General features: G+C 68.7%; 20 protein-coding genes. 11 read left to right on the top strand and 9 right to left on the bottom strand.

Translation table 11 applies throughout. From position 1 onward, the window contains the following. Nucleotides 1-81: 81 nt before the first annotated feature. The 3 genes from cofD (at nucleotide 82) to HUX53_RS29245 (ending at nucleotide 4,817) form a co-directional block, all read left to right on the top strand. Nucleotides 82-879: a 2-phospho-L-lactate transferase gene (cofD, locus tag HUX53_RS29255; RefSeq protein ID WP_255205749.1), complete on the top strand. Its 798-nt coding sequence runs from the start codon at nucleotides 82-84 to the stop codon at nucleotides 877-879. Continuing rightward, entirely contained in the window at nucleotides 876-2,162 is a 1,287-nt protein-coding gene (locus HUX53_RS29250; RefSeq protein ID WP_176406437.1) for a coenzyme F420-0:L-glutamate ligase, read from the top strand. Before cofD ends, HUX53_RS29250 begins: the two co-directional genes overlap by 4 nt. A gap of 99 nt (nucleotides 2,163-2,261) precedes the next feature. Next, nucleotides 2,262-4,817: a bifunctional FO biosynthesis protein CofGH gene (locus HUX53_RS29245; protein ID WP_176406436.1), complete on the top strand. Its 2,556-nt coding sequence runs from the start codon at nucleotides 2,262-2,264 to the stop codon at nucleotides 4,815-4,817. 212 nt (nucleotides 4,818-5,029) lie between these two features. Here the strand turns inward: HUX53_RS29245 and HUX53_RS29240 are convergent, their stop codons facing one another. Beyond that, nucleotides 5,030-5,479 carry an ATP-binding protein gene (locus HUX53_RS29240; RefSeq protein WP_176406435.1) on the bottom strand — a complete coding sequence of 150 codons (450 nt, stop codon included), beginning with the start codon at nucleotides 5,477-5,479 and terminating at the stop codon, nucleotides 5,030-5,032. 249 nt (nucleotides 5,480-5,728) lie between these two features. On the opposite strand from HUX53_RS29240, the gene HUX53_RS29235 reads away from it, so the two are divergent. Beyond that, a complete protein-coding gene (locus HUX53_RS29235) occupies nucleotides 5,729-6,712 on the top strand; it encodes a helix-turn-helix transcriptional regulator (RefSeq protein WP_309237490.1) in 984 nt (327 codons plus the stop codon). A gap of 13 nt (nucleotides 6,713-6,725) precedes the next feature. Further along, nucleotides 6,726-6,941: a DUF397 domain-containing protein gene (locus HUX53_RS29230; RefSeq protein ID WP_217920054.1), complete on the top strand. Its 216-nt coding sequence runs from the start codon at nucleotides 6,726-6,728 to the stop codon at nucleotides 6,939-6,941. A gap of 69 nt (nucleotides 6,942-7,010) precedes the next feature. Here HUX53_RS29230 and HUX53_RS29225 read toward each other — a convergent pair whose 3' ends face one another. Genes HUX53_RS29225 through HUX53_RS29210 form a run of 4 tightly spaced genes read right to left on the bottom strand, consistent with a single transcriptional unit; the run spans nucleotide 7,011 to nucleotide 10,083 of the window. Continuing rightward, nucleotides 7,011-7,814 carry a protein kinase gene (locus tag HUX53_RS29225; RefSeq protein WP_217920053.1) on the bottom strand — a complete coding sequence of 268 codons (804 nt, stop codon included), beginning with the start codon at nucleotides 7,812-7,814 and terminating at the stop codon, nucleotides 7,011-7,013. 13 nt (nucleotides 7,815-7,827) lie between these two features. Beyond that, nucleotides 7,828-8,772 (bottom strand): radical SAM/SPASM domain-containing protein, encoded by a 945-nt coding sequence (locus tag HUX53_RS29220; RefSeq protein ID WP_255205743.1) that lies wholly within the window; start codon nucleotides 8,770-8,772, stop codon nucleotides 7,828-7,830. 47 nt (nucleotides 8,773-8,819) lie between these two features. Beyond that, the gene (locus HUX53_RS29215) at nucleotides 8,820-9,668 is read right to left on the bottom strand and encodes a helix-turn-helix transcriptional regulator (RefSeq protein ID WP_176406434.1); all 849 of its coding nucleotides are present in this window, start codon (nucleotides 9,666-9,668) and stop codon (nucleotides 8,820-8,822) included. 19 nt (nucleotides 9,669-9,687) lie between these two features. Continuing rightward, nucleotides 9,688-10,083, bottom strand: a complete 396-nt coding sequence (locus HUX53_RS29210; protein WP_369009220.1) for a DUF6879 family protein — start codon at nucleotides 10,081-10,083, stop codon at nucleotides 9,688-9,690. A gap of 160 nt (nucleotides 10,084-10,243) precedes the next feature. Between HUX53_RS29210 and HUX53_RS29205 the strand changes: the two genes are divergently transcribed. From HUX53_RS29205 to HUX53_RS29195, 3 genes are all read left to right on the top strand, one after another. Further along, nucleotides 10,244-10,456: a hypothetical protein gene (locus tag HUX53_RS29205; protein WP_176406433.1), complete on the top strand. Its 213-nt coding sequence runs from the start codon at nucleotides 10,244-10,246 to the stop codon at nucleotides 10,454-10,456. Between the two features lie 232 nt (nucleotides 10,457-10,688). Continuing rightward, complete coding sequence (locus HUX53_RS29200; protein WP_176406432.1) at nucleotides 10,689-11,192, top strand: MarR family transcriptional regulator; 504 nt, start codon at nucleotides 10,689-10,691, stop codon at nucleotides 11,190-11,192. Between the two features lie 29 nt (nucleotides 11,193-11,221). Beyond that, nucleotides 11,222-12,805, top strand: a complete 1,584-nt coding sequence (locus HUX53_RS29195) for an MDR family MFS transporter (protein WP_217920051.1) — start codon at nucleotides 11,222-11,224, stop codon at nucleotides 12,803-12,805. Between the two features lie 52 nt (nucleotides 12,806-12,857). On the opposite strand, the gene HUX53_RS29190 is transcribed toward HUX53_RS29195, so the two are convergent. Beyond that, nucleotides 12,858-13,508: a DsbA family protein gene (locus tag HUX53_RS29190; protein ID WP_176406431.1), complete on the bottom strand. Its 651-nt coding sequence runs from the start codon at nucleotides 13,506-13,508 to the stop codon at nucleotides 12,858-12,860. Continuing rightward, the gene (locus HUX53_RS29185) at nucleotides 13,501-14,475 is read right to left on the bottom strand and encodes an NADP-dependent oxidoreductase (RefSeq protein ID WP_176406430.1); all 975 of its coding nucleotides are present in this window, start codon (nucleotides 14,473-14,475) and stop codon (nucleotides 13,501-13,503) included. The genes HUX53_RS29190 and HUX53_RS29185 overlap by 8 nt, the downstream gene beginning before the upstream one ends. Before the next feature lie 81 nt (nucleotides 14,476-14,556). Between HUX53_RS29185 and HUX53_RS29180 the strand changes: the two genes are divergently transcribed. The 3 genes from HUX53_RS29180 to HUX53_RS29170 all read left to right on the top strand — a co-directional run bounded on the left by HUX53_RS29180 (nucleotide 14,557) and on the right by HUX53_RS29170 (nucleotide 16,848). After that, nucleotides 14,557-15,078, top strand: a complete 522-nt coding sequence (locus HUX53_RS29180) for a MarR family winged helix-turn-helix transcriptional regulator (protein WP_176406429.1) — start codon at nucleotides 14,557-14,559, stop codon at nucleotides 15,076-15,078. Beyond that, entirely contained in the window at nucleotides 15,075-15,791 is a 717-nt protein-coding gene (locus HUX53_RS29175) for an SDR family oxidoreductase (RefSeq protein ID WP_176406428.1), read from the top strand. The genes HUX53_RS29180 and HUX53_RS29175 overlap by 4 nt, the downstream gene beginning before the upstream one ends. A 76-nt stretch (nucleotides 15,792-15,867) precedes the next feature. Then, entirely contained in the window at nucleotides 15,868-16,848 is a 981-nt protein-coding gene (locus HUX53_RS29170) for a substrate-binding domain-containing protein (RefSeq protein WP_176406427.1), read from the top strand. Here the strand turns inward: HUX53_RS29170 and HUX53_RS29165 are convergent, their stop codons facing one another. Further along, nucleotides 16,849-17,793 carry a LysR substrate-binding domain-containing protein gene (locus HUX53_RS29165; RefSeq protein ID WP_176406426.1) on the bottom strand — a complete coding sequence of 315 codons (945 nt, stop codon included), beginning with the start codon at nucleotides 17,791-17,793 and terminating at the stop codon, nucleotides 16,849-16,851. A 287-nt stretch (nucleotides 17,794-18,080) separates the two neighbouring features. Further along, entirely contained in the window at nucleotides 18,081-18,503 is a 423-nt protein-coding gene (locus HUX53_RS41710; RefSeq protein WP_255205742.1) for a DNA-3-methyladenine glycosylase, read from the bottom strand. Nucleotides 18,504-19,151: the final 648 nt, after the last annotated feature.

Genomic DNA, 19,151 nt, shown 5'->3' with positions numbered 1-19,151 from the left:
TTTTTTGTGGAATCCAGGTGGAGCGAGAGGAGTCTCCGCTAGCCTCTTCGTCGGAGGCGTCAGAGGGTGATAAGGGACGTGATGTACACGCTCGGCGGGGGCATCAACGAGGAGCAGGGGTGGGGGCGCGCCGAGGAGACCTTCACCGTGAAGGAGGAGCTCGCGGCGTACGGGGTCGGACCCGAGTGGTTCGGGCTCGGGGATCGGGACTTCGCCACCCATATCGTCCGGACGCAGATGCTCGCGGCCGGGTACAAGCTGTCGGCCGTCACCGAGGCGCTGTGCGATCGGTGGAAGCCGGGGGTGCGGCTCCTTCCGATGACCGATGACCAGGTCGAGACGCATGTGGTCATCGAGGACGACAAGGGGCGGCGGGCGATCCACTTCCAGGAGTGGTGGGTGCGGATGCGCGCGTCCGTCCCGGCGTTGTCCATCGCGGCGGTCGGCGCGGAGGATTCGAAGCCGGCGCCTGGGGTGCTCGCGGCGATCGAGGCCGCTGACGTGGTGCTTTTCCCGCCGTCCAACCCTGTGGTGAGTATCGGGACGATCCTGGCGGTTCCCGGGATTCGGGACGCCATCGCCGCGAAGACCGTGGTGGGGGTTTCGCCGATCATCGGCGGGGCGCCGGTGCGGGGCATGGCCGATGCCTGTTTGAGCGCGATCGGGGTTGAGACGTCGGCCCGGGCGGTCGCCGAGCTTTACGGCCTCGGGCTGCTGGACGGGTGGCTCGTCGATTCGGCCGACGCTGATGTGCGGGTTGAGGGGATCGAGGTGCGGTCCCGGCCGCTGTTGATGAGCGACGACCAGGCGACGGCCGATATCGCGCGGGCGGCCCTGGATCTCGCGGTGGAGCTCAAGCGGGTGGAGGACGGCGCGTGAGGCTTGAGGTGTTCGGCGTTCCCGGGCTGCCCGAGGTCGCCGAGGGCGATGACATCGCCGCGCTGGTGCCGGTAGACGCCGTTCAGGACGGTGATGTGCTCGTCGTCACGTCCAAGATCGTCAGTAAGGCGGAGGGGCGGGTCCTGGTCGCGGACGACCGGGAGAAGGCCATCGACGCCGAGACCGTGCGGGTGGTGGCGCGGCGGACGCATGCGCGGGGCGAGACGCGGATCGTGGAGACGCGGCAGGGGCTCGTGCTCGCGGCGGCCGGTGTGGACGCGTCCAACACCGAGCCGGGGACCGTGCTGCTGCTGCCGGAGGATCCTGATGCTTCGGCGCGGCGCATCCGGGCCGGGGTGCGCGAGCGGGCTGGTGTGTCCGTGGGCGTCATCGTGTCCGACACGCTGGGGCGGCCCTGGCGGAATGGGCTGATTGACGCCGCTATCGGGGTGGCCGGGCTGGAGCCGCTCAGCGATCTGCGCGGGCGGGACGACTCCTATGGGAACCGGCTCGACGCCACGATTACGGCTGTGGCCGACGAGATCGCGGCTGCCGGGGAACTGGTCAAGGGCAAGCTCGACGGGGTGCCGATCGCCGTTGTGCGTGGGTTGACCGGGATTGTGACGGCTGATGACGGGCCGGGGGCTCGGGTGCTGGTGCGTCCCCCCGAGGAGGACATGTTCCGGTTCGGGTCGGCCGATGTGCTGCGGGCGCGGCGCACGATCCGGGAGTTCACCGAGGAGCCGGTGGATCCGGCGGCGGTGCGGCGGGCCGTGGATGCCGCGATCACCGCGCCGGCGCCGCATCACACGACGCCGTGGCGGTTCGTCCTGCTGGAGTCGGCGGAGTCCCGGACGCGGCTGCTGGACGCGATGCGCGACGCCTGGGAGGCCGACCTGCGGCGGGACGGGTTCTCCGAGGAGTCGATCACCAAGCGGCTGCGGCGGGGCGAGGTGCTGCGGCGGGCTCCGTATCTGGTGGTGCCCTGTCTGGTGATGGACGGTTCGCACGACTATCCGGACGAGCGCCGGTCGTGTGCCGAACGGGAGATGTTCGTCGTGGCGGCGGGCGCGGGAGTGGAGAACCTGCTGGTCGCGCTGGCGGTCGAGGGTCTCGGGTCGTGCTGGGTGTCGAGCACGATGTTCTGCCGCGACGTGGTGCGCGATGTGCTCGACCTGCCGGACGAGTGGGACCCCATGGGCGCCGTTGGGGTCGGGCACGCGGCGGCGCCGCCGCGCGACCGTCCGGCCCGGAGCGCCGACGCGTTCATCGAGGTGCGCTGAGCGGGAATAGATCGTGGGGGGCCGGGGCTGGTCTCGGTGGCGGGTCTTTCCGGGGACCCGGCGCGGTGGAAAATATGACGATTGGCATAGAGTGCCCGCATGGACGCCACGAGCTCCGCTCTTCGCCGGGCCCTGGCCCGCGCGCGTGACGGCAAGACACTGGACCGATCCGAGGCCACCACACTGCTGCAGGCCCGCGGGGCGCAGCTCGACGATCTGCTCGCCTACGCGGCCCGCACCCGGGACGCCGGTCTGGAGGCCGCCGGCCGGCCGGGCGTCATCACCTACAGCCGCAAGGTCTTCATCCCGCTGACCCGCCTGTGCCGGGACCGCTGCGGGTACTGCACGTTCGCGACCGTCCCGCACCGGGTGGAGTCGCCCTATCTCAGCCCGGACGAGGTGCTGGAGATCGCGCGGCAGGGCGCCGAGATGGGCTGCAAGGAGGCCCTGTTCACGCTCGGGGACCGTCCCGAGGACCGGTGGAAGCAGGCCCGCGAGTGGCTCGACGCGCACGGCTACGACGACACGCTCTCGTATGTGCGGGCGATGGCGATCCGGGTGCTGGAGGAGACCGGGCTGCTGCCGCACCTGAACCCGGGTGTGCTGACCTGGCGCGACTTCCAGCGGCTCAAGCCGGTCGCGCCGTCGATGGGCATGATGCTGGAGACGACGGCGACGCGGCTGTTCAGCGAGCGCGGCGGCCCGCACTTCGGGTCGCCGGACAAGGACCCGGCCGTCCGGCTGCGTGTCCTTGAGGACGCGGGACGGACGAACGTGCCGTTCACGACCGGGATCCTGATCGGCATCGGCGAGACGATCGAGGAGCGCGCGGACGCGATCTTCGAGATCCGGCGGACGATGCGGGAGTACGGGGCGATCCAGGAGGTGATCGTCCAGAACTTCCGCGCGAAGCCCGACACGAAGATGCGCGACACGCCCGATGCGGAGCTGGCGGAGCTGGCCGCGACGATCGCGGTGACGCGGCTCGTCCTCGGGCCGAAGGCGCGCGTGCAGGCGCCGCCGAACCTCGTCGCCGACCAGTACGCGCTGATGCTGCGGGCCGGGATCGACGACTGGGGCGGGGTCTCGCCGCTGACGCCCGACCACGTGAATCCGGAGCGGCCGTGGCCGCAGATCGACGAACTGACGGAACGGACCGCCGAGTCTGGGTTCTCGCTGCGGGAACGGCTGACGATCTATCCGGATTACGTGCAGCGGGGTGAGCCGTGGCTCGATCCGCGGCTGATCGGGCACGTTGCTGCTCTGGCCGACCCGGAGACCGGGTTGGCGCGTGAGGACGCCGTTCTTGAGGGGCGTCCTTGGCAGGAGCCTGATGGTGGGTTCGAAGCGTCCGGGCGGACGGATCTGCATACGTCGATCGACACGACCGGGCGGACCAATGACCGGCGCGACGATTTCGATGAGGTCTATGGCGACTGGGATGCGCTGAAGGAGCGCATGGCCGCGCCTCAGCGATTCGATGCCGACGTCAAGGCTGCTCTCGCGCGCGCGGAGCAGGACCCTGCGGGACTGTCGGACGACGAGGCGCTCGCCCTTCTGCACGCTGAGGGGCCTGAACTCGACGCGCTCGCCGCATTGGCCGATGAGCTTCGGCGAGACACTGTCGGGGACGACGTCACCTACGTGGTGACGCGGAACATCAACTTCACCAACGTCTGCTACACCGGCTGCCGGTTCTGCGCGTTCGCGCAGCGTCGGACCGATGCCGACGCCTACACGCTGTCGCTCAGCCAGGTCGGGGACCGGGTGGACGAGGCATGGGCGGCGGGCGCGACCGAGATCTGCATGCAGGGCGGCATCCACCCGGATCTACCGGGCACCGCCTACTTCGACCTCGCGCGTGAGGTGAAGCGGCGAGCACCCGACATCCACCTGCATTCGTACAGCCCGATGGAGGTCGTGAACGGCGCGTCCCGGACCGACCTGTCGATTCGTGAGTGGTTGCAGGCGGCGAAGGAGGCCGGGGTCGACTCGCTTCCTGGGACGGCCGCCGAAATCCTGGACGACGACGTGCGCTGGGTGCTGACCAAGGGGAAACTGCCCACCGACCAGTGGGTCGAGGTCGTCACCACGGCGCATGAGATCGGTATCCCGACGACGTCCACGATGATGTACGGGCATGTGGACACGCCGTCGCACTGGGTCGCGCACATCAAGCTGCTGAGGTCCATCCAGGAGCGGACGGGTGGATTCAGTGAGTTCGTGCTGCTTCCGTTCGTCCACCACAACTCGCCCATCTATCTCGCTGGGCTGGCACGTCCTGGGCCTACGGTTCGGGAGAACGTGGCCGTCCATGCTTTGGCGCGGATCCTGTTGCATGGTGCGATCCCCAACATCCAGACGTCGTGGGTGAAGCTGGGTGACGAACTGTGCACGCGCGTCCTGCAAGGGGGTGTGAACGACCTGGGCGGGACGCTGATGGAGGAGACCATCAGCCGTATGGCCGGGTCGGAGAACGGTTCGTTCAAGCCCATCAGCGACCTGGAGGCGATCGCCCGGCGCGCGGGCCGTCCGGCCAAGCAGCGCCTGACCCTCTACGGCGAGGTGCCGGCGGAACGCCTGGAGGCATCCCGCCGCACGGACGGCATAGGCACTTTCGGACGGCTGCGGGCACTCCCGATCTCGACGGCGTGATCAGGGTGCCCGGACCGCTGCCGTCAGACGAAGCTGCTTCGACATGGGGTTGTCTCCTCTTCAATAGGTATGGCGTCCGTGCCGGCTCCCTTGAGCGCGTCGAGGCGGCCCGATGGCGTGGCGTCCGCCCCGCCTCTGACGCCCCGCCAGGAGGGCGACGGCCGCAAGGCCCGTCGCCACCCCAAGGAAGAACGCCAGGGCGATCGGGACGTTCACCGGGCGGCGTTTCTCGCCACCTCGATCCAGACGATCCGGGCCCCGGTGTCCGGGGCGGTGAGGTGGCCCCAGCGGTCCGCGAGCGCCTCCACGATCATCAGGCCGCGGCCCCGGATGTCATCGGCGTCCGGACGCCGCGGCGCCGGAACCGTAGTCCCGCCCCCGACGTCGGTGACCTCGATCCGCAGGCCGCCCGGGTCGCAGACCGCGACCAGCCGCACCCGGCCGTCGGGGCGGCCGGCTGCACCGGAGTGCTCGCACGCGTTCGTGACGAGTTCCGAGACCATCAGTTCGACGTCGCCGATGTCGAGGTCCTGGACGTCGCCGAGCCATCCGCGCACACAGCGGCGGGCACGTCCCGCCGCTGCCTCCGCGGCGGGCCAGGACACGTCCATGATCGTTTCACAGTTGCCGGGGCCTGATACGGTCTCCAGAAGTACGGGCATGCTCGTCCGTTCCGGGGCCGCGCCAGCCGCCCGCCCCTGACCGCGTCAGGGTCACCGTCCACCTGGTCAGAGGCGGACGGAGGGCATTCAACCTGGCGTCGGCCCCCTCTCTTCGATGGTGCTTGTGGACAGGTACTCACCTTCACCGAGCGCCCTGTGCACCAGCCCAACTCCGGAAAGCGCCTGCCGGACCCCGGGCGGCTATGGCAACGTGATCCCACACGGAGTGTCGACACCTGGTCACCATCAGTGAGCGATGCGCAGCAGTGCTACTATCGCTGGAGTTACTACTTCAGGCAAGTGGTTACGGCGAAAATCTCGGCCGAATCGGCCATGAAGCCCCCGTACACAACTGATCTTGGTGAGGCTGCATTGGCGCCATCCAGACAACCCGCCTACGTGCCGTCCGTACGCGCACGACGACTGGCCCGCTGGCTCCGCGACTTCCGCCGCAAGTCGGGTCTAAGCCAGGAAGCGGTCGCCGCCCGGCTCGGGTGGTCTCAGCAGAAGGTCGGACACCTCGAAACCGGCCGCAACAAGGCCGCACCACGCGACGTCGCCCTCCTGCTCGACATCTACGGCATCGTCACACCGGAACGCGAAATGGTCCTCGAACTCGCCGAACGGGCCGATCAGCGCGGCTGGTGGACTGACTACGCCGACGTCCTCTCCAGCCCGTACGTCGCGCTGGAGGACGAAGCCTCCATGATCGGCGAATGGGCACCCCAGGTCGTGCCTGGGCTCCTCCAGACGCCCGACTACGTACGCGCGCTGCTCACCGCCGGGAACATGGACGGCACCAGCGCCCAAGAGATCGAACGCCGCCTGCAAGCCCGCCTGGCCAGGCAGACGATCACCACCCGCACCGAGAACCCGCCGGACCTCCACGTCATCCTCGACGAAGCCGTCCTCACCCGCCAGGTCGGCGGCCCCGAGGTCCAGCGCGACCAGATGCACCGCCTCCTTAGGGAGACTCGCCGACCGAACATCACCGTCCAGGTCCTACCGGTCTCCGCTGGAGCACACGTCGGCCTCGACGGCGCCTTCATCCTGTTGCGTTTCGCCGAAGCGGCGGACCCGGACGTCGCTTACACCGAGGGATTCCACGGGGCCGTGTACCTCGAGAACCCTCACCTGGTGACCCGTTGTAATGTTGCATTTGAGCGTCTTCGCGAATTGGCGCTCAGCCCGCAGGAGTCAGCGGACCTCATCGAGACCGCTGCCAAACAGTAGAGGTCCAATCCACATGACCCAGATCGACCTGTCCCGCGCCAACTGGTTCAAGAGCAGCCACAGCGGGGACGCCAGCAACACCTGCGTCGAGGTCGCCACCAACATCCCCGCCATCGTGGCCGTCCGCGACAGCACCAACCCCACCGGCCCCGCCCTCATCCTCACCCCAACCGCCTGGAAGACGTTCACCAGCAAACTCAAGAACGGCGAACTCCACCGCAGCGCCTAACCCCTCGCGCTCGAACGAACGAGGCTCCCGCCGTCGGCATGGCGAGAGCCTTCGTGTGCGAACGCGCGGCTATGGACGTGCTCCATCGCCGATGCGCGCCCGGTGGTGCGCCCACGCGCGGGTGGCCGCGGCCATCGCGCCGAGCCACGGCGCGTCGGGGCGCCGGTCAGCGAGCGTCCTGTACATGGACGTGTTGGCGGCGGCGAACGCATCGATCGCTGCAGGATCGGCGTCTTTCCACGACGGGCAGGCGGACGCCCATCCTTCAGCCTGCTCGGGGCTGTGCCCGGCCGCGACGAGTTGGACGACCAAGACCGCCGGGTCGATGAAAGCAGCGCCTCGGGTGGGCCACGCCCAGTCGACCGCCCATGTCCGGTCGCCGATGAGGATGTTGGACGGGTGGATGTCGGTGTAGAGGAGCGTGTCACCGCGCAACAGCTCAGGCTGGTCGGTGTACCGGTCCCACCGGGTCTCATGCCAGTCCGCGGCGAGCTCCGGCAGAGGGAGGCCGCCGATGCGCTTCAGCAGCTCGACCGCGGTGGGCAGATCGGCCGAGCCCGGTGCCAGGTCAGCGTGCCGCCCTCGGACGATCTCGAAGCCGAGCGCGATCCACTCCGGGCTCTCGGCCTGCCATTGCACGGCCGGGGAGATCGGCCGCACGCACGGGTTGATGAGCCCTTCCCGGACCAGGGAGTCGCGACGGCCGCCGGGGCGGTTGCGGACGGCCTTGACGAACCATGCGCCTTTCTCGCCGGTCACCAGGGCGGTGAGGTCCGAGGAGAATCCGCGCTCGGTCGGCTTGACGGTGATGAGTGCACCGGTGTTCGGGTACAGCGCCTCGGCGAGTCCGGCCGGTCCGGGAAGATCACTCAACGTGGATCTCCTGTCAGGTACGAGGGTTGCATTCGCTTCCCGGGTGTCCTGGGGTGCATTCTTGATCGGGGTCACAGGCCCCCGCACGGGGGACGGCGCGAATGGCGGCGGTGGCCTCGGCCATGGCGGTCCCGCCGACGATAGCGGCCAGCGGTTCCTCATGGACGTTGCCCACGCTCATCCACCCGGACATCACGCACGGCGAGACCTCGCCCTGTGGACCGATGGCGGCGCGGCCTTCCCCGCACCGGCCGCACAACTCGGCGGTGGTCGGCGTCTGGTCGGCGTCGGCACGGCCGAACGCCCGTACCCGGTCGACGCGGATCCTCGCGACACCGATCGCGTTCAGGTCGCGGCAAGCCCGCTCGGCCCGGTCGCGGTCGCCGGTGTCGATGACACCGGCGCGCAGCGGGACCCCGAGCCGGACCGCCCGGATGATGTTCGAGCGGGTACGGGCTTGGGAGGGACGCCGAGTGACGGCGTTGTGCTCGGCCGGGTCGGCAGAGTAGTACGACGTCGCCACCGACACCCCGGCGCGCTGGAACAGGTCCCACCAGCGCGGGGACACGTGCACGAGGTTGGTGAACACCTCGACGGAGAGGCCGAGGTCGAGAGCGTGCTCGGTCAGGGAGAGGGCGTCCGGGTGCATCGTCGGCTCGCCACCGATGTACTGGACGCGGCGGACTCCCCAGGCGGCGGCCTGGTCGAGGACGCGGACCCAGTCGCCGCGGGCCATGGTGCCGTGGTCGCCCGCCGGGCCGGAGGCGTTGAAGCAGTGCGCGCAGCCGAGTTGGCACCTGCGGGTCAGGTCGAGCCAGAGCATGACAGGCGCTCCCCGCCTGATCTGCTCGGATTCCAGGGTGATGGTCATCATGTCCTCCTGCGGCGCGCCTCGCTTGTCGAGGTGCGGCGACCCCGGGATCAGGGCCGTCCGTGTCGTCTGCGACAGAGCGTCCATTGAGCGCCACGCCACAGGCCAGGCGTGTGACCAAGTGTTACGACGAATCAGCCGAGCTCGCTGATCGCCGAAGTGATCAGGGCTCGTGCGTCCGCGCCGATCACTGCCATCTCGGCCAGTTCCTCGAACGCCTTCGCGTAGATCGCGATCTCCCCTGGAACAGTCACTGTGATGAGTGCGGAGGGAAGTTCTACCTGAACGTTCTCGGCATCGAACATGGTGAAGTCGGGGCGCGGAACGGTGGTACGCGTCCTGGCGAAGGGGATGATGCCGAGCGCCACCGAGGGCAGTGACATGACGGTCAGCAGATTGCCGAGTTGCCCGGTCATGCACTCGGCGTCGCCGAGCCGGTAGCGGAGCACACTCTCCTCGATCAGGAAGGCGAAGCGGTGGTCTCCCCGGGTGAGGACCCGCTGCCGTTCCATGCGCACGGCGACCGCTGCCTCAACGTCGTCCGGGAGGTCACGGAAACGCTGGATCGACCGGAGGAGAGCGCGGGTGTACTCGGCGGTCTGGAGCAGGCCGGGCACGATGCGGGAGCAGTAGGCGCGCAGGTGCCGGCACTCGTCGAACTCGACCAGCGCCGACTCCTGAAGACGTCTCAGACCAGTGCGCTCGAGCCGTTTCCATTCGACGTAGCCGCCTTCGACGTCGCGGAGTCGGGCGATGAGATCTTCGGCCTCGTCGGCGGCATCGCAGACGCGGCACCAGGTGAGAATGTCGTTCCTGGACGGTGGGCGCGTCGCGTGCTCGATCTGGGAGACCTTCGTACGGTGCCACCCGGCTCTACCGGCCAGCTCCGTTCCGGTCAGTTCGTGTTCGAGCCGGATCTCGCGGAGGCGCGCGGCCAGCTCCGCACGGGCGGCCTGGACAGAAGACGACGGTGATGTGGACATTTCGTAACGACGAGGACCGTCACCGCGGCTCGAACTCGGCCTGGTCAACGGCCCGCGACCAAACCGCTTCGAACGCGCCGAGGCACAGGCTGATGACCCACGGATCTTCGCTGAACTCGTCGTCGAGTGGCTGTCCGTCCCCTGAGAAGTGATGGAACCGCACCAACCGGTTGTCGAACACCCAGAAGTCGTTGCCCGGCAGCGCCAAGTCGGAGGCGCAGCGCCGGGACAACCAGCGGATCTGCTCCCCGGCCGGAACATTGTGCAGGCCGGATACGGCGTGCTCGAAACGGATGTAGTCGGTGACCGGCTCCGACACGAGCCGGGCCCTGCGAACGGCCACACCACGGGCGACCGCCGCACGGATGAGACCGAACCACGCGGAGCCCGCACCGAACCCATCGAGATGAAGCATTGTGAAGTGATTCTTACACAACACTCCAGAAAAGGTCGCTGGACCTGAACGGTCGGCGCGGCCAGCCTGGTGGTGCGACGGAAAGAGGCGGACACCCCGGCTCCACCGATCGCCCCGCGCGGGAACGCCCCCACAGCGATCCCAAAGAAAGAAGAAGACCATGCTGTATGTGCTCGGCATCATCATCGCCCTCGCCGTCCTCGGCCCGTTGTTCGGCTCCGACAGCCGGGACGGCCTCGACTGGACCCCGCGCAACTTCTGGCTGCGCCGCCGCGCGTCCGCCGACCCGGTCAAAACCCCCGGTAGTCCCGGACGGGCAACCGGGGACCGCGCCTCGGCGGGCGCCTCCCGGACGATTCCAGCAGCCGGATGACCCGGTACCGATGACCGGGGGAATCCGGACCCACACCGCGGGCGGCGGCGGAACCCGCAGGTGCGGCGCCCCAGGCGCCAGCGCGCAGCGGGACCGACCAGATCCTTGCCTCGACCACTGCAAACGTGAACACGTCCCGTCGACAGACCGGTAGTTGTTTGTGGCAAGTAACTAAAGTGCTACCGTTGTCTCGTCGCGGAGCAAGATCCGCGCGCTACGGGCAGGAGCGGATGTGATCGATGATCGTCATGCGGGGCGGATCCTCGCCGAGATGGTGCACATTGCGCGCACCTTCCAGCGCGCGGGTCAGCGCAGCAGGGAGCGCAGTCTGGCCGGCACCGAGTTCGGCATTCTGCAGTATCTACGTGAGAGCGATGCTCGCCTGGGCGAGCTCGCCCAGGGTCTCCAAGTCTCGGCGGCCGTCACTTCACGCGCGGTCGACTCGCTGGAGGCGGAGGGTCTCGTAGAGCGGCGACCTGACCCACACGACGCACGGGCGGCGCTGATCTCGATCACCGCGGCTGGGCGCACCAGGCTCGGCGAACGTGAGTCAGAGGTCGTCGCCCGGTTCGCCGAGGCGCTCGGCGACTGGTCGGCCGCAGATGCAGAGCAGGCCATCGCGCTGCTGAACCGGCTGAACCGGCATCTCGGGGAGGTCACTGGTGCGCCGCTCCGGGCCGTCCCACCGGATCCGGACGTGCCCGCGCCCACCGGGCCGGGCGCCACCAACCGCTGATCTCCGACGACGAGGAAGGACCACTTCGGATGACGACATCCCCCACCGCGGTGCCCGCCATGGATGAGTACAGGCAGTACTCGCACCGCGAGATCCTTGAGGTGATGACGGCTCTGCTGGCCGCGCTTTTCACCGCGATGATCTCGACCACGATCGTCTCCACGGCACTGCCGACCATTATCGCCGATCTCGACGGTACGCAGCGGCAGTACACCTGGGTGATCACGGTGAGTCTGCTGGCGATGACCGTGAGCACTCCGGTGTGGGGCAAGCTCTCCGACTTGTTCAATAAGAAGCTTCTCACTCAGATCGCCATCGTCATGTTCGTCGTCGGATCCGTGGTGGCGGGTCTGAGTACCTCCATCACGTTGATGATGGTGGCGCGTGCGGTCCAGGGCCTCGCGATGGGTGGATTGATGGCGCTGGTCCAGGCGATCATGGGCACGATCATGGCTCCGCGGGAACGTGGACGCTATGCCGGTTACATGGGCGCGGTGATGGCGGTCGCGACGGTCTCCGGTCCTCTCCTCGGCGGTGTGATCACCGATTCCCTCGGCTGGCGCTGGTGCTATTTCGTCTGCGTGCCCCTGGCCTTGGTCGCGCTCGTTCTCCTGCAGTTCAAGCTGACGTTGCCCACGATGAGACGCGGAAAGGCACGACTCGACTATCTGGGCGCCGTCCTCGTGACGGTCGCCGCTGCACTGCCGATGCTCTGGCTGACGTTCGCCGGCAGCGACTACGACTGGATCTCATGGCAGTCGGGTGCCTATCTTGCGGCGTTCCTTGTGGCCGTGGTGCTCCTGGTCATCGTCGAACTCCGCTCGCCCGAGCCGGTGATTCCGATCCGAGTGCTGCGCAACAGCACGGCGACCCTCATGATCCTCGCCAGCATTGGGGCCGGCGTCGCCATGTTCGGCTCCGGAGTCTTCCTGACGCAGTACTTCCAGCTCGGGGACGGGGTCTCGCCCACGCGGGCCGGGCTCATGACGATTCCACTGATCCTCGCGCAGATGCTCGCGGCGACGGTCGGCGGTCAGATCGTCTCCCGCACCGGGCGGATCAAACCGGTGATGCTGATCGGCGGCCTCATCATGCTGGCGGGACTGTTCGGCCTGGGCATGATCGATCACACGATGCCCTACTGGCTCGTCGCCGTCTTCATGGTGCTGATGGGCGTGGGAATCGGCGCGCTGGTGCAGAACGTTGTCCTCGCCGTACAGAACACGGTCGATGTCACCCAGATCGGCGCAGCCTCAGCCGCGATATCCTTCTTCCGCTCCCTCGGCGGCGCCATCGGCGTCTCGATCCTCGGAGCGGTGCTCACCGACCGGGTGGCCTCGAACATCGCGGCCGGCCTGGCCGAACTGGGCGTACCCGCCGGGGCGATATCCGGCGGATCCGGTGAGACGAAACTCGACATCAGCGGACTGCCCGGGCCGGTACAGGAGGTGTTCCACAATTCCTATGCGGATGCGTTCGGGGGCGTCTTTCTCATCGCGGCGTTCATCGCGGTCGTCTCCGTCGTGGCGATCATCGCCACGCGTGAGATCCCGCTACGAACGACGATCTCCCTGGCGGAGACAACGCCGCCAGCAGAACCCCGAGGCCAATAGCGCTCTCCTTGCCGTTCGAGCCGAAGCGTGATCGCGCGCAGGGCTTGTGCTGTCACCGAACCGTCGGATCGCCGGACTTGAGAAGCGCCGCCATGGTCTCGGGGGCCTGGGTGGCCGGGAGGCGGCGGACCCCGTCGATGACGTAGAACGGGACGCCCGTGAGCCCGAGGGCGAGTCCGGCGTCGATGTCCGCCCGTACCGCCTGGGCGAACTCGCCGGTGCGCAGCACTTCCCGTACCTCCTCGCCTTCGAGGCCGACGTCGCCGGCGAGCTCAGCGAGCACACCGTCTCGGCTGATCGCTCGTCCCTCCGCGAAGAAAGCGGCAAATAGCCGGTCGACCATTGCCAGTTGGGCGCCGCGGGCCCTGGCAAGGTGCAGGACCTGGTGGGCCTTGCCCGTATTCGCCGGCGATAGGCGCTCCACGTCGTAGACCAGTCCGACCGAGGCGGCGATGCGTGCGACCTGGGTCATGCCTTGCCTGACCTGGGCGGCCGGGATGCCCTTATGGTGCACGAGGAAGTCAAAGGCCGACCCTTCGAAGTCCTGCGGCGCGTCGGGCGACACCTGGAAGCTCCGGTACGTCACGGTGAGATCGGTGCCGACGGCTGCGCCGGCCAGCGCCTGGTCGAGCCGGCGCTTTGCGATGTAGCACCACGGGCACGAGATGTCAGACCACACCTCGAGGCGCACCGGCTCAGCCACGCTCGGTCCCCGCCGACGGCGCCGGGTGCCCCTTCGTCGCCGATGTCCCCGCTCGACGGACCTCGACGACGACCTTGCCTCGGGCGTGGCGGGTCTCGGTTTTCTCCAGCGCCGCCAGCGCCTCATCGAAGGCGTAGACCCGCTCGATCTCGAGATTGATCCGCCCGTGAGCGATCGCCTCGACCAGCTCGGCCATGTCGGCGCCCACGTCCGGCCGGTGGGCGAACTGCTCAACGAAGATGCCCCGCTCGGACGGGCAGGGATCACCCGACACGCTGACGAGGTGCCCGCCGTCGCGCACGACGGCCCGGCTTGACGCAGGCGTGCCGGGCTGGATGGCCAGGGCCGAGTCGACGCCCCCGGGCGCCCAAGCCCGCACCGCGTCGGCCCACGCCGGATCGCGGTAGTCGACCGCCAGCTCCGCGCCGAGGGATCGGACGTAGTCGTGGTTGGCCGGCGACGCCGCGCCGACGACTCGCACGCCCCGCTGAGCCGCCAGCTGCACGACAAGCGTGCCGATGGCACCGGAGGCACCGGCCACGTACAGGGTCTGGTTCGGCTGCATTCCGAGGGTGTGCATGCATTCCACGGCCGCATCGCCGGCTATCGGGATGGCCGCCGCGGTCGTGAAGTCGAACTCGTCCGGAATCGGCGCGACACCGCGCTGATTGACGACCACCGACTCGGCCCACGTGCCGCCTTTCGGGTTCATCATGGTGGTCGCCATGACCCGGTCACCCACCGCGACGCCGTGCACCGCCGAGCCCACAGCGGTGACGACACCGGCGGCCTCCAGACCAATGACGTAGGGGACGGCCACCTCCGGCGAGATGAAGTACCGGTCGTGGACGCCGACGCCGAACGCATGGACCTCGAGGGCGACCTCGTCAGCGTCGGGCGATGGCACCTCGACGTCGGCGAGCTCGACCCGCTGGTCGACCGTATCGATCCTCACATAAGCCTTCATGATCACATGAGTGTATCGCACGCATTTAGGTTCGCGCGCATCTACCTGCTCACGACCCTGCTGGCGGCTATACTCGGAAATATGACAACCACCGGCGGGCGAAGTGCCCTCACATACGAAGAGGAGGCCGCCTGGCTGGCGTTGCTGTTCAGCCACGCCACCGTGATGGCCCGAGTCGAAGCCGCCCTTGCCGATCGCCATGGCATCTCCTTCAGTACCTGCGAAATCCTTTGCCGGCTGGCCAAAGCCGGCCCGACATCCGTGCGGACGCTGGCGGGCGAACTCGTCAGCGTCAGCCCATCCCGGGCGTCGCGGGTCATCCAGGAACTCGTCAACGAAGGCCATCTCCGACGCCAGGCGGTCCAGAACGACGGCCGGATCTCGCTCATCAGCCTGACGCCAAGCGGCCGCCGCTATACGGCAGCGGTGCAAAAGACCTTCGCTGCCGTGGCCTACGAGCACTTTGTCGCGCCCCTCGACGAGACCGACCTCGCCAACATGCGGCGCATCTGGGACAAGCTCTGCCTCGCTGTCGAGCCGCGGGACCGTGCCGGCTCTACCAACGAGTCCATCCACCACATGAGTGCCCCGGAGCAGTCGTGACGCGGGCGTTGGTACTGGGAGCCAACGGACAGATCGGTCGCGCCATCGCCGCCGAACTGGCCCAGGCGGGTCTAGCGCTGATGGTGGCCGCAAGGAACGCCGAAGGGCTGAAGGCGCTGACCGCGGATCTGAGGGCAAGCGGCGCAAAGGTCGATGCGTTCGCGCTCGACGTTCGCGACGCCGCCGCGGTGGCGGAGTTGGTGGATCGTTCGGACGGGTTGTCCGTGGCGGTCAACAACATCGGCATGGCTCAACCGATCGCGCCGCTCGACCGCCTGGACCTCGATGACCTCGACCAGGTGCTGGCCGTGAACCTGCGTGGCGTGGCCGTTGCCATGAAGTATGAACTAGCGGCACTTCCAGACGGTGGGTGCATAGTGAACGTGGCCTCATCGGCTGGCCTTCGAGGCGTCGGCGGAATGGCCGCCTACGCAGCCGCGAAACACGGCGTGATCGGACTGACCAGGTCGGCCGCGCTGGAACAGGCGGGACGGGGCGTCCGGGTTAACGCAGTGGCCCCAGGTACTACCGAGTCCGGGGGCACCCTTGACCTGCCAGCAGCGATGCGTGAACAGATCGGAAGCGGCCTTCCGATGGGAAGAATCGGCCGTGCCGAAGAATTGGCTCGCGCCGTGGCATGGCTGGCGTCGCCGGCGGCCTCATATGTCAACGGCACCGTGCTCTCGGTCGATGGCGGGCAGACCGCCGGCTGATACTTATGGAGGGGGCGTTTAGGGCGACACGCCGCAAGTGAACGCAGGTTCGTCTTCGATCCTGTATGACGGACGCGTGGACGAGGAGACGCGCCCGGTCTGGCGGCGCCCGGCGGTCTGGGCCGCCGCGGCGCTGCTGCTGTCGGGCGCCGTCGGCGGGGCGTGGGCGTCCGGCCTGTTCTCCACGCCGGCCTGCTCCGGCGCACCGGTGCGGATCACCGTCGCCGCGCAGCCGGACATCGCGCCCGCGCTGAGCGACGTGGCGTCCCGCTTCAACGTGGAGAAGCACCGGGTGAGCGGACGCTGCGTCCGCGCCTCGGTCACGCGGGTCGCGCCCGCCGCCTACGAGGGCGACACGGACGCGTGGGTGCCGGAGTCGTCGCTGTGGCTGACCATCGTCCGGGAGGGCACCCCGGTGACGGCGCCGTCCGTGGCCTCGACGCCGGTCGTGCTCGCGACCACGCGTTCGGTGGAGAAGGAGTTCGAGGACGCCGACCTCGACATCGGCTGGAAACTCCTGGCCAAGGACAAGGCGGGCGGGCTCGCTCTGCAGCGGATCGTGGCCGACCCCGGCACCGGCATGACCGGAACCATCGCCATGATCGCGATCGAGCAGGTCGACAAGAAGGCGGACGTGGCCAAGGCGCTCCGCAAGAACGGCGGCTCAACAGCGACCCTGGCCGGACTGGTCGGCGCCGAACGGTTCGACCGTCCCCTGGCGGTCACCACAGAGCAGGCAGTGGTCGCCTATAACGAGACCCACCGTCCGAACCCAGTGGTCAGCCTCATGCCGGACGAAGGCACGCTCATGCTCGACCACCCCTACGCCGTCATCACGAAGGACCCGCGGCGGCGTGACGCGGCGGAAGCGTTCCAAGCGGCCCTCGGCACGCGCTCAGCCCGCGACATCCTGCAACGCGCAGGCTTCCGCACGCCCGACGGCACCATGACGGCCGCCTATGCGCACGAGTACGACCTCCCCGAGAAGGCGCCGAAATCCCTGCGGCTGCCCACCCGCGAGGAGATCGACGAGGCGCTCTCGTCCTGGAAGACCTGATCAGGGCGCACCGCGAAGACAGCTGGGACGCCGCTCGACCAGCACATCGGCCGACCTCCGCAATTCCTCCAGAACGGCCTGAACCGACGGCCGCACCTCGGCACCGATCCGCGTCCACAACACCATGCGGCGGTCAACGGGGGCATCGGCCACATCCCGGACAACAATGCCCTCCTCCCGCTCAGCAAGCGCCAGGTCCGGAATCAGGCAAACGGCGCCACCCGCAGCGACCATCGCGAACATGATCAGCAGATCATTCGACCGATACCGCACATCAGGCCGGAACCCGCCCAGCTCCACACACGTCCGCTCCAGCAGATCGGCGTGGTTCGTCCCGACATGCCCGGTCACCCAGCGACACCCCGAGAGATCGGCCAGCCGCACCGGCGCCCCGTCCAACGCCAGCGGATGATCTTCAGGCAGAGCAACGCGCATCATCTCGGTCACGAGCACCTCGGACGTCAACTCGGGACGCCTCGGACGCGGCAGATGCGAGTACTCATCGGTCAGGACGACATCGATCTCCTGCAACACCAGCGCCTGCAGAACCCGGTGGAACTCCTCGTCCAGAACATCCACGACAAGCTCGGGATACTCCCGCGCCAGCCGCGGCAAGGCAGGCGCCAGCACATGCAGCAACGCCGTCTGAAACCCGACAAGCCGCACAACCCCGGCGACCCGCCCGCTGGCCGCGACCGTCGCCTCCTCGGCCCGCTTGGCCTGCGCCAGCAGCGTCTCCGCATGCTCCGCGAGCACCTCGCCCGCCGTGGTCAGCCGCAGCCGCCGCCCGGCCCGCTCGACCACCGGCACACCGACGTCCTTCTGCAACTGCGCCAACTGCTGCGACACCGCAGAGGGCGTGTACCCGAGCGAATCGGCCACCGCCCCCAGCGTCCCGCGCAGCTTGAGCTCTCGAAGCACCCGCAACCGTCCGAGATCCAGCATAGTGAAGAGATTCTTACACAATCCCTCCAGAAACGGTCGCTGGACCTGAACGTTGGACTGAGTCAAACTGTAGGTGCGACGGAAAGAGACGGACACCCCGGCTCCGCCGATCGCCCCGCGCGGGAACGCCCCTCAGCGATCCCAAAGGAGCAAGACCATGCTGTACGTGCTCGGCATCATCATCGCCCTGGCCGTCCTCGGCCCCCTGTTCGGCGCCGACAGCCGGGACGGCCTCGACTGGACCCCGAACAACTTCTGGCTGCGCCGCCGCTCCACCCCGGACCCGGTCAAAACCGCCGGTAGTCCCGGACGGGCAAACGGGGGCCGCGCCTCGGCGGGCGCCTCCCGGACGATTCCAGCAGCCGGGTGACCCGGTACCGATGACCGGCGTAGGGCTCCAGCAGTTCCAGCATCCCGGCGTCGTCGACCTTCCGGCCGGCCAGCGCCCAGCCCACCAGACCGGGCAGGTTGTAGTCGCCGACGGAGACGGCGTCGGGATCACCGACCGCCCGCTGCCGAACCTCGGCGGCCGTCCAGACCCCGACACCGGGCAGCGACCTGAGCCGCGCCTCCCCGGCGTCCTCCTCCAGCCGCTTCGCGACCCGCGCGGCCCCGATGATCGTCCGGGCCCGGACGGCCTCCAGCCCGGCCCGATGCCACTCCCACGAGGGAATCCGGACCCACACCTCAGGCGGCGGCGGAACCCGCATATGCGGCGCCCCCGGCGCCGGCTCCCCGAACCGCCGCAGTAGGTAACCCCACCCCCGCCACGCTTCCGGCGCCAACACCTTCTGCTCCATAACAGCCGGCCCAAGCGCCTCAAAGACCCGCCGCGACCGCCCGACCCGCAACCCCGGCCGCCGACGCACCTGCTCCCGCACAACGTCATGCCGCGCGACGAACCCGTCCGGCACATCATCAACGCCGAGCAACTCAGGCACCCCATCGAGCAACCACTCGGCCCCCGCCCCCCAAGCGGTCGCCTCCACGGCATCGCCGCCCCACCGAAGCCGCAACGTCCCAGGCCCCTCCGGCGTATAGGACGTCCGCCAAACGGCCCCGTCCTCCTCAACCCGAAACGCCGGATCATGAGGCCCCCGCCGATGCGGCGAGACCGTCCCATGAAGATCAAGCGGCCAAGGCGGCCGCCACTCCCGAACCCGGCCGGGGAGCCGCCCAGCGGTCGCCTCCCCGGCCACCCCGGACGACGGTTCAGTCAGACTCACCGCCACCTGGCCTGGAGATTCATCGCAAGTACTCCATAGTGCGCTAGATCAGTCGACGCGAGGGGATCTCGCGCAGCCCCTGCGCGCCGATCCGTTCGGGGGCCCCGCCCGAACGTCCACACCTCGGCGGTA

It is taken from the genome of Actinomadura sp. BRA 177 (assembly GCF_013372625.1).
GTDB lineage: Bacteria > Actinomycetota > Actinomycetes > Streptosporangiales > Streptosporangiaceae > Spirillospora.
Note: the sequence above shows the minus strand (reverse complement) of the source record. Positions and strands in the feature narration are given on the sequence as shown.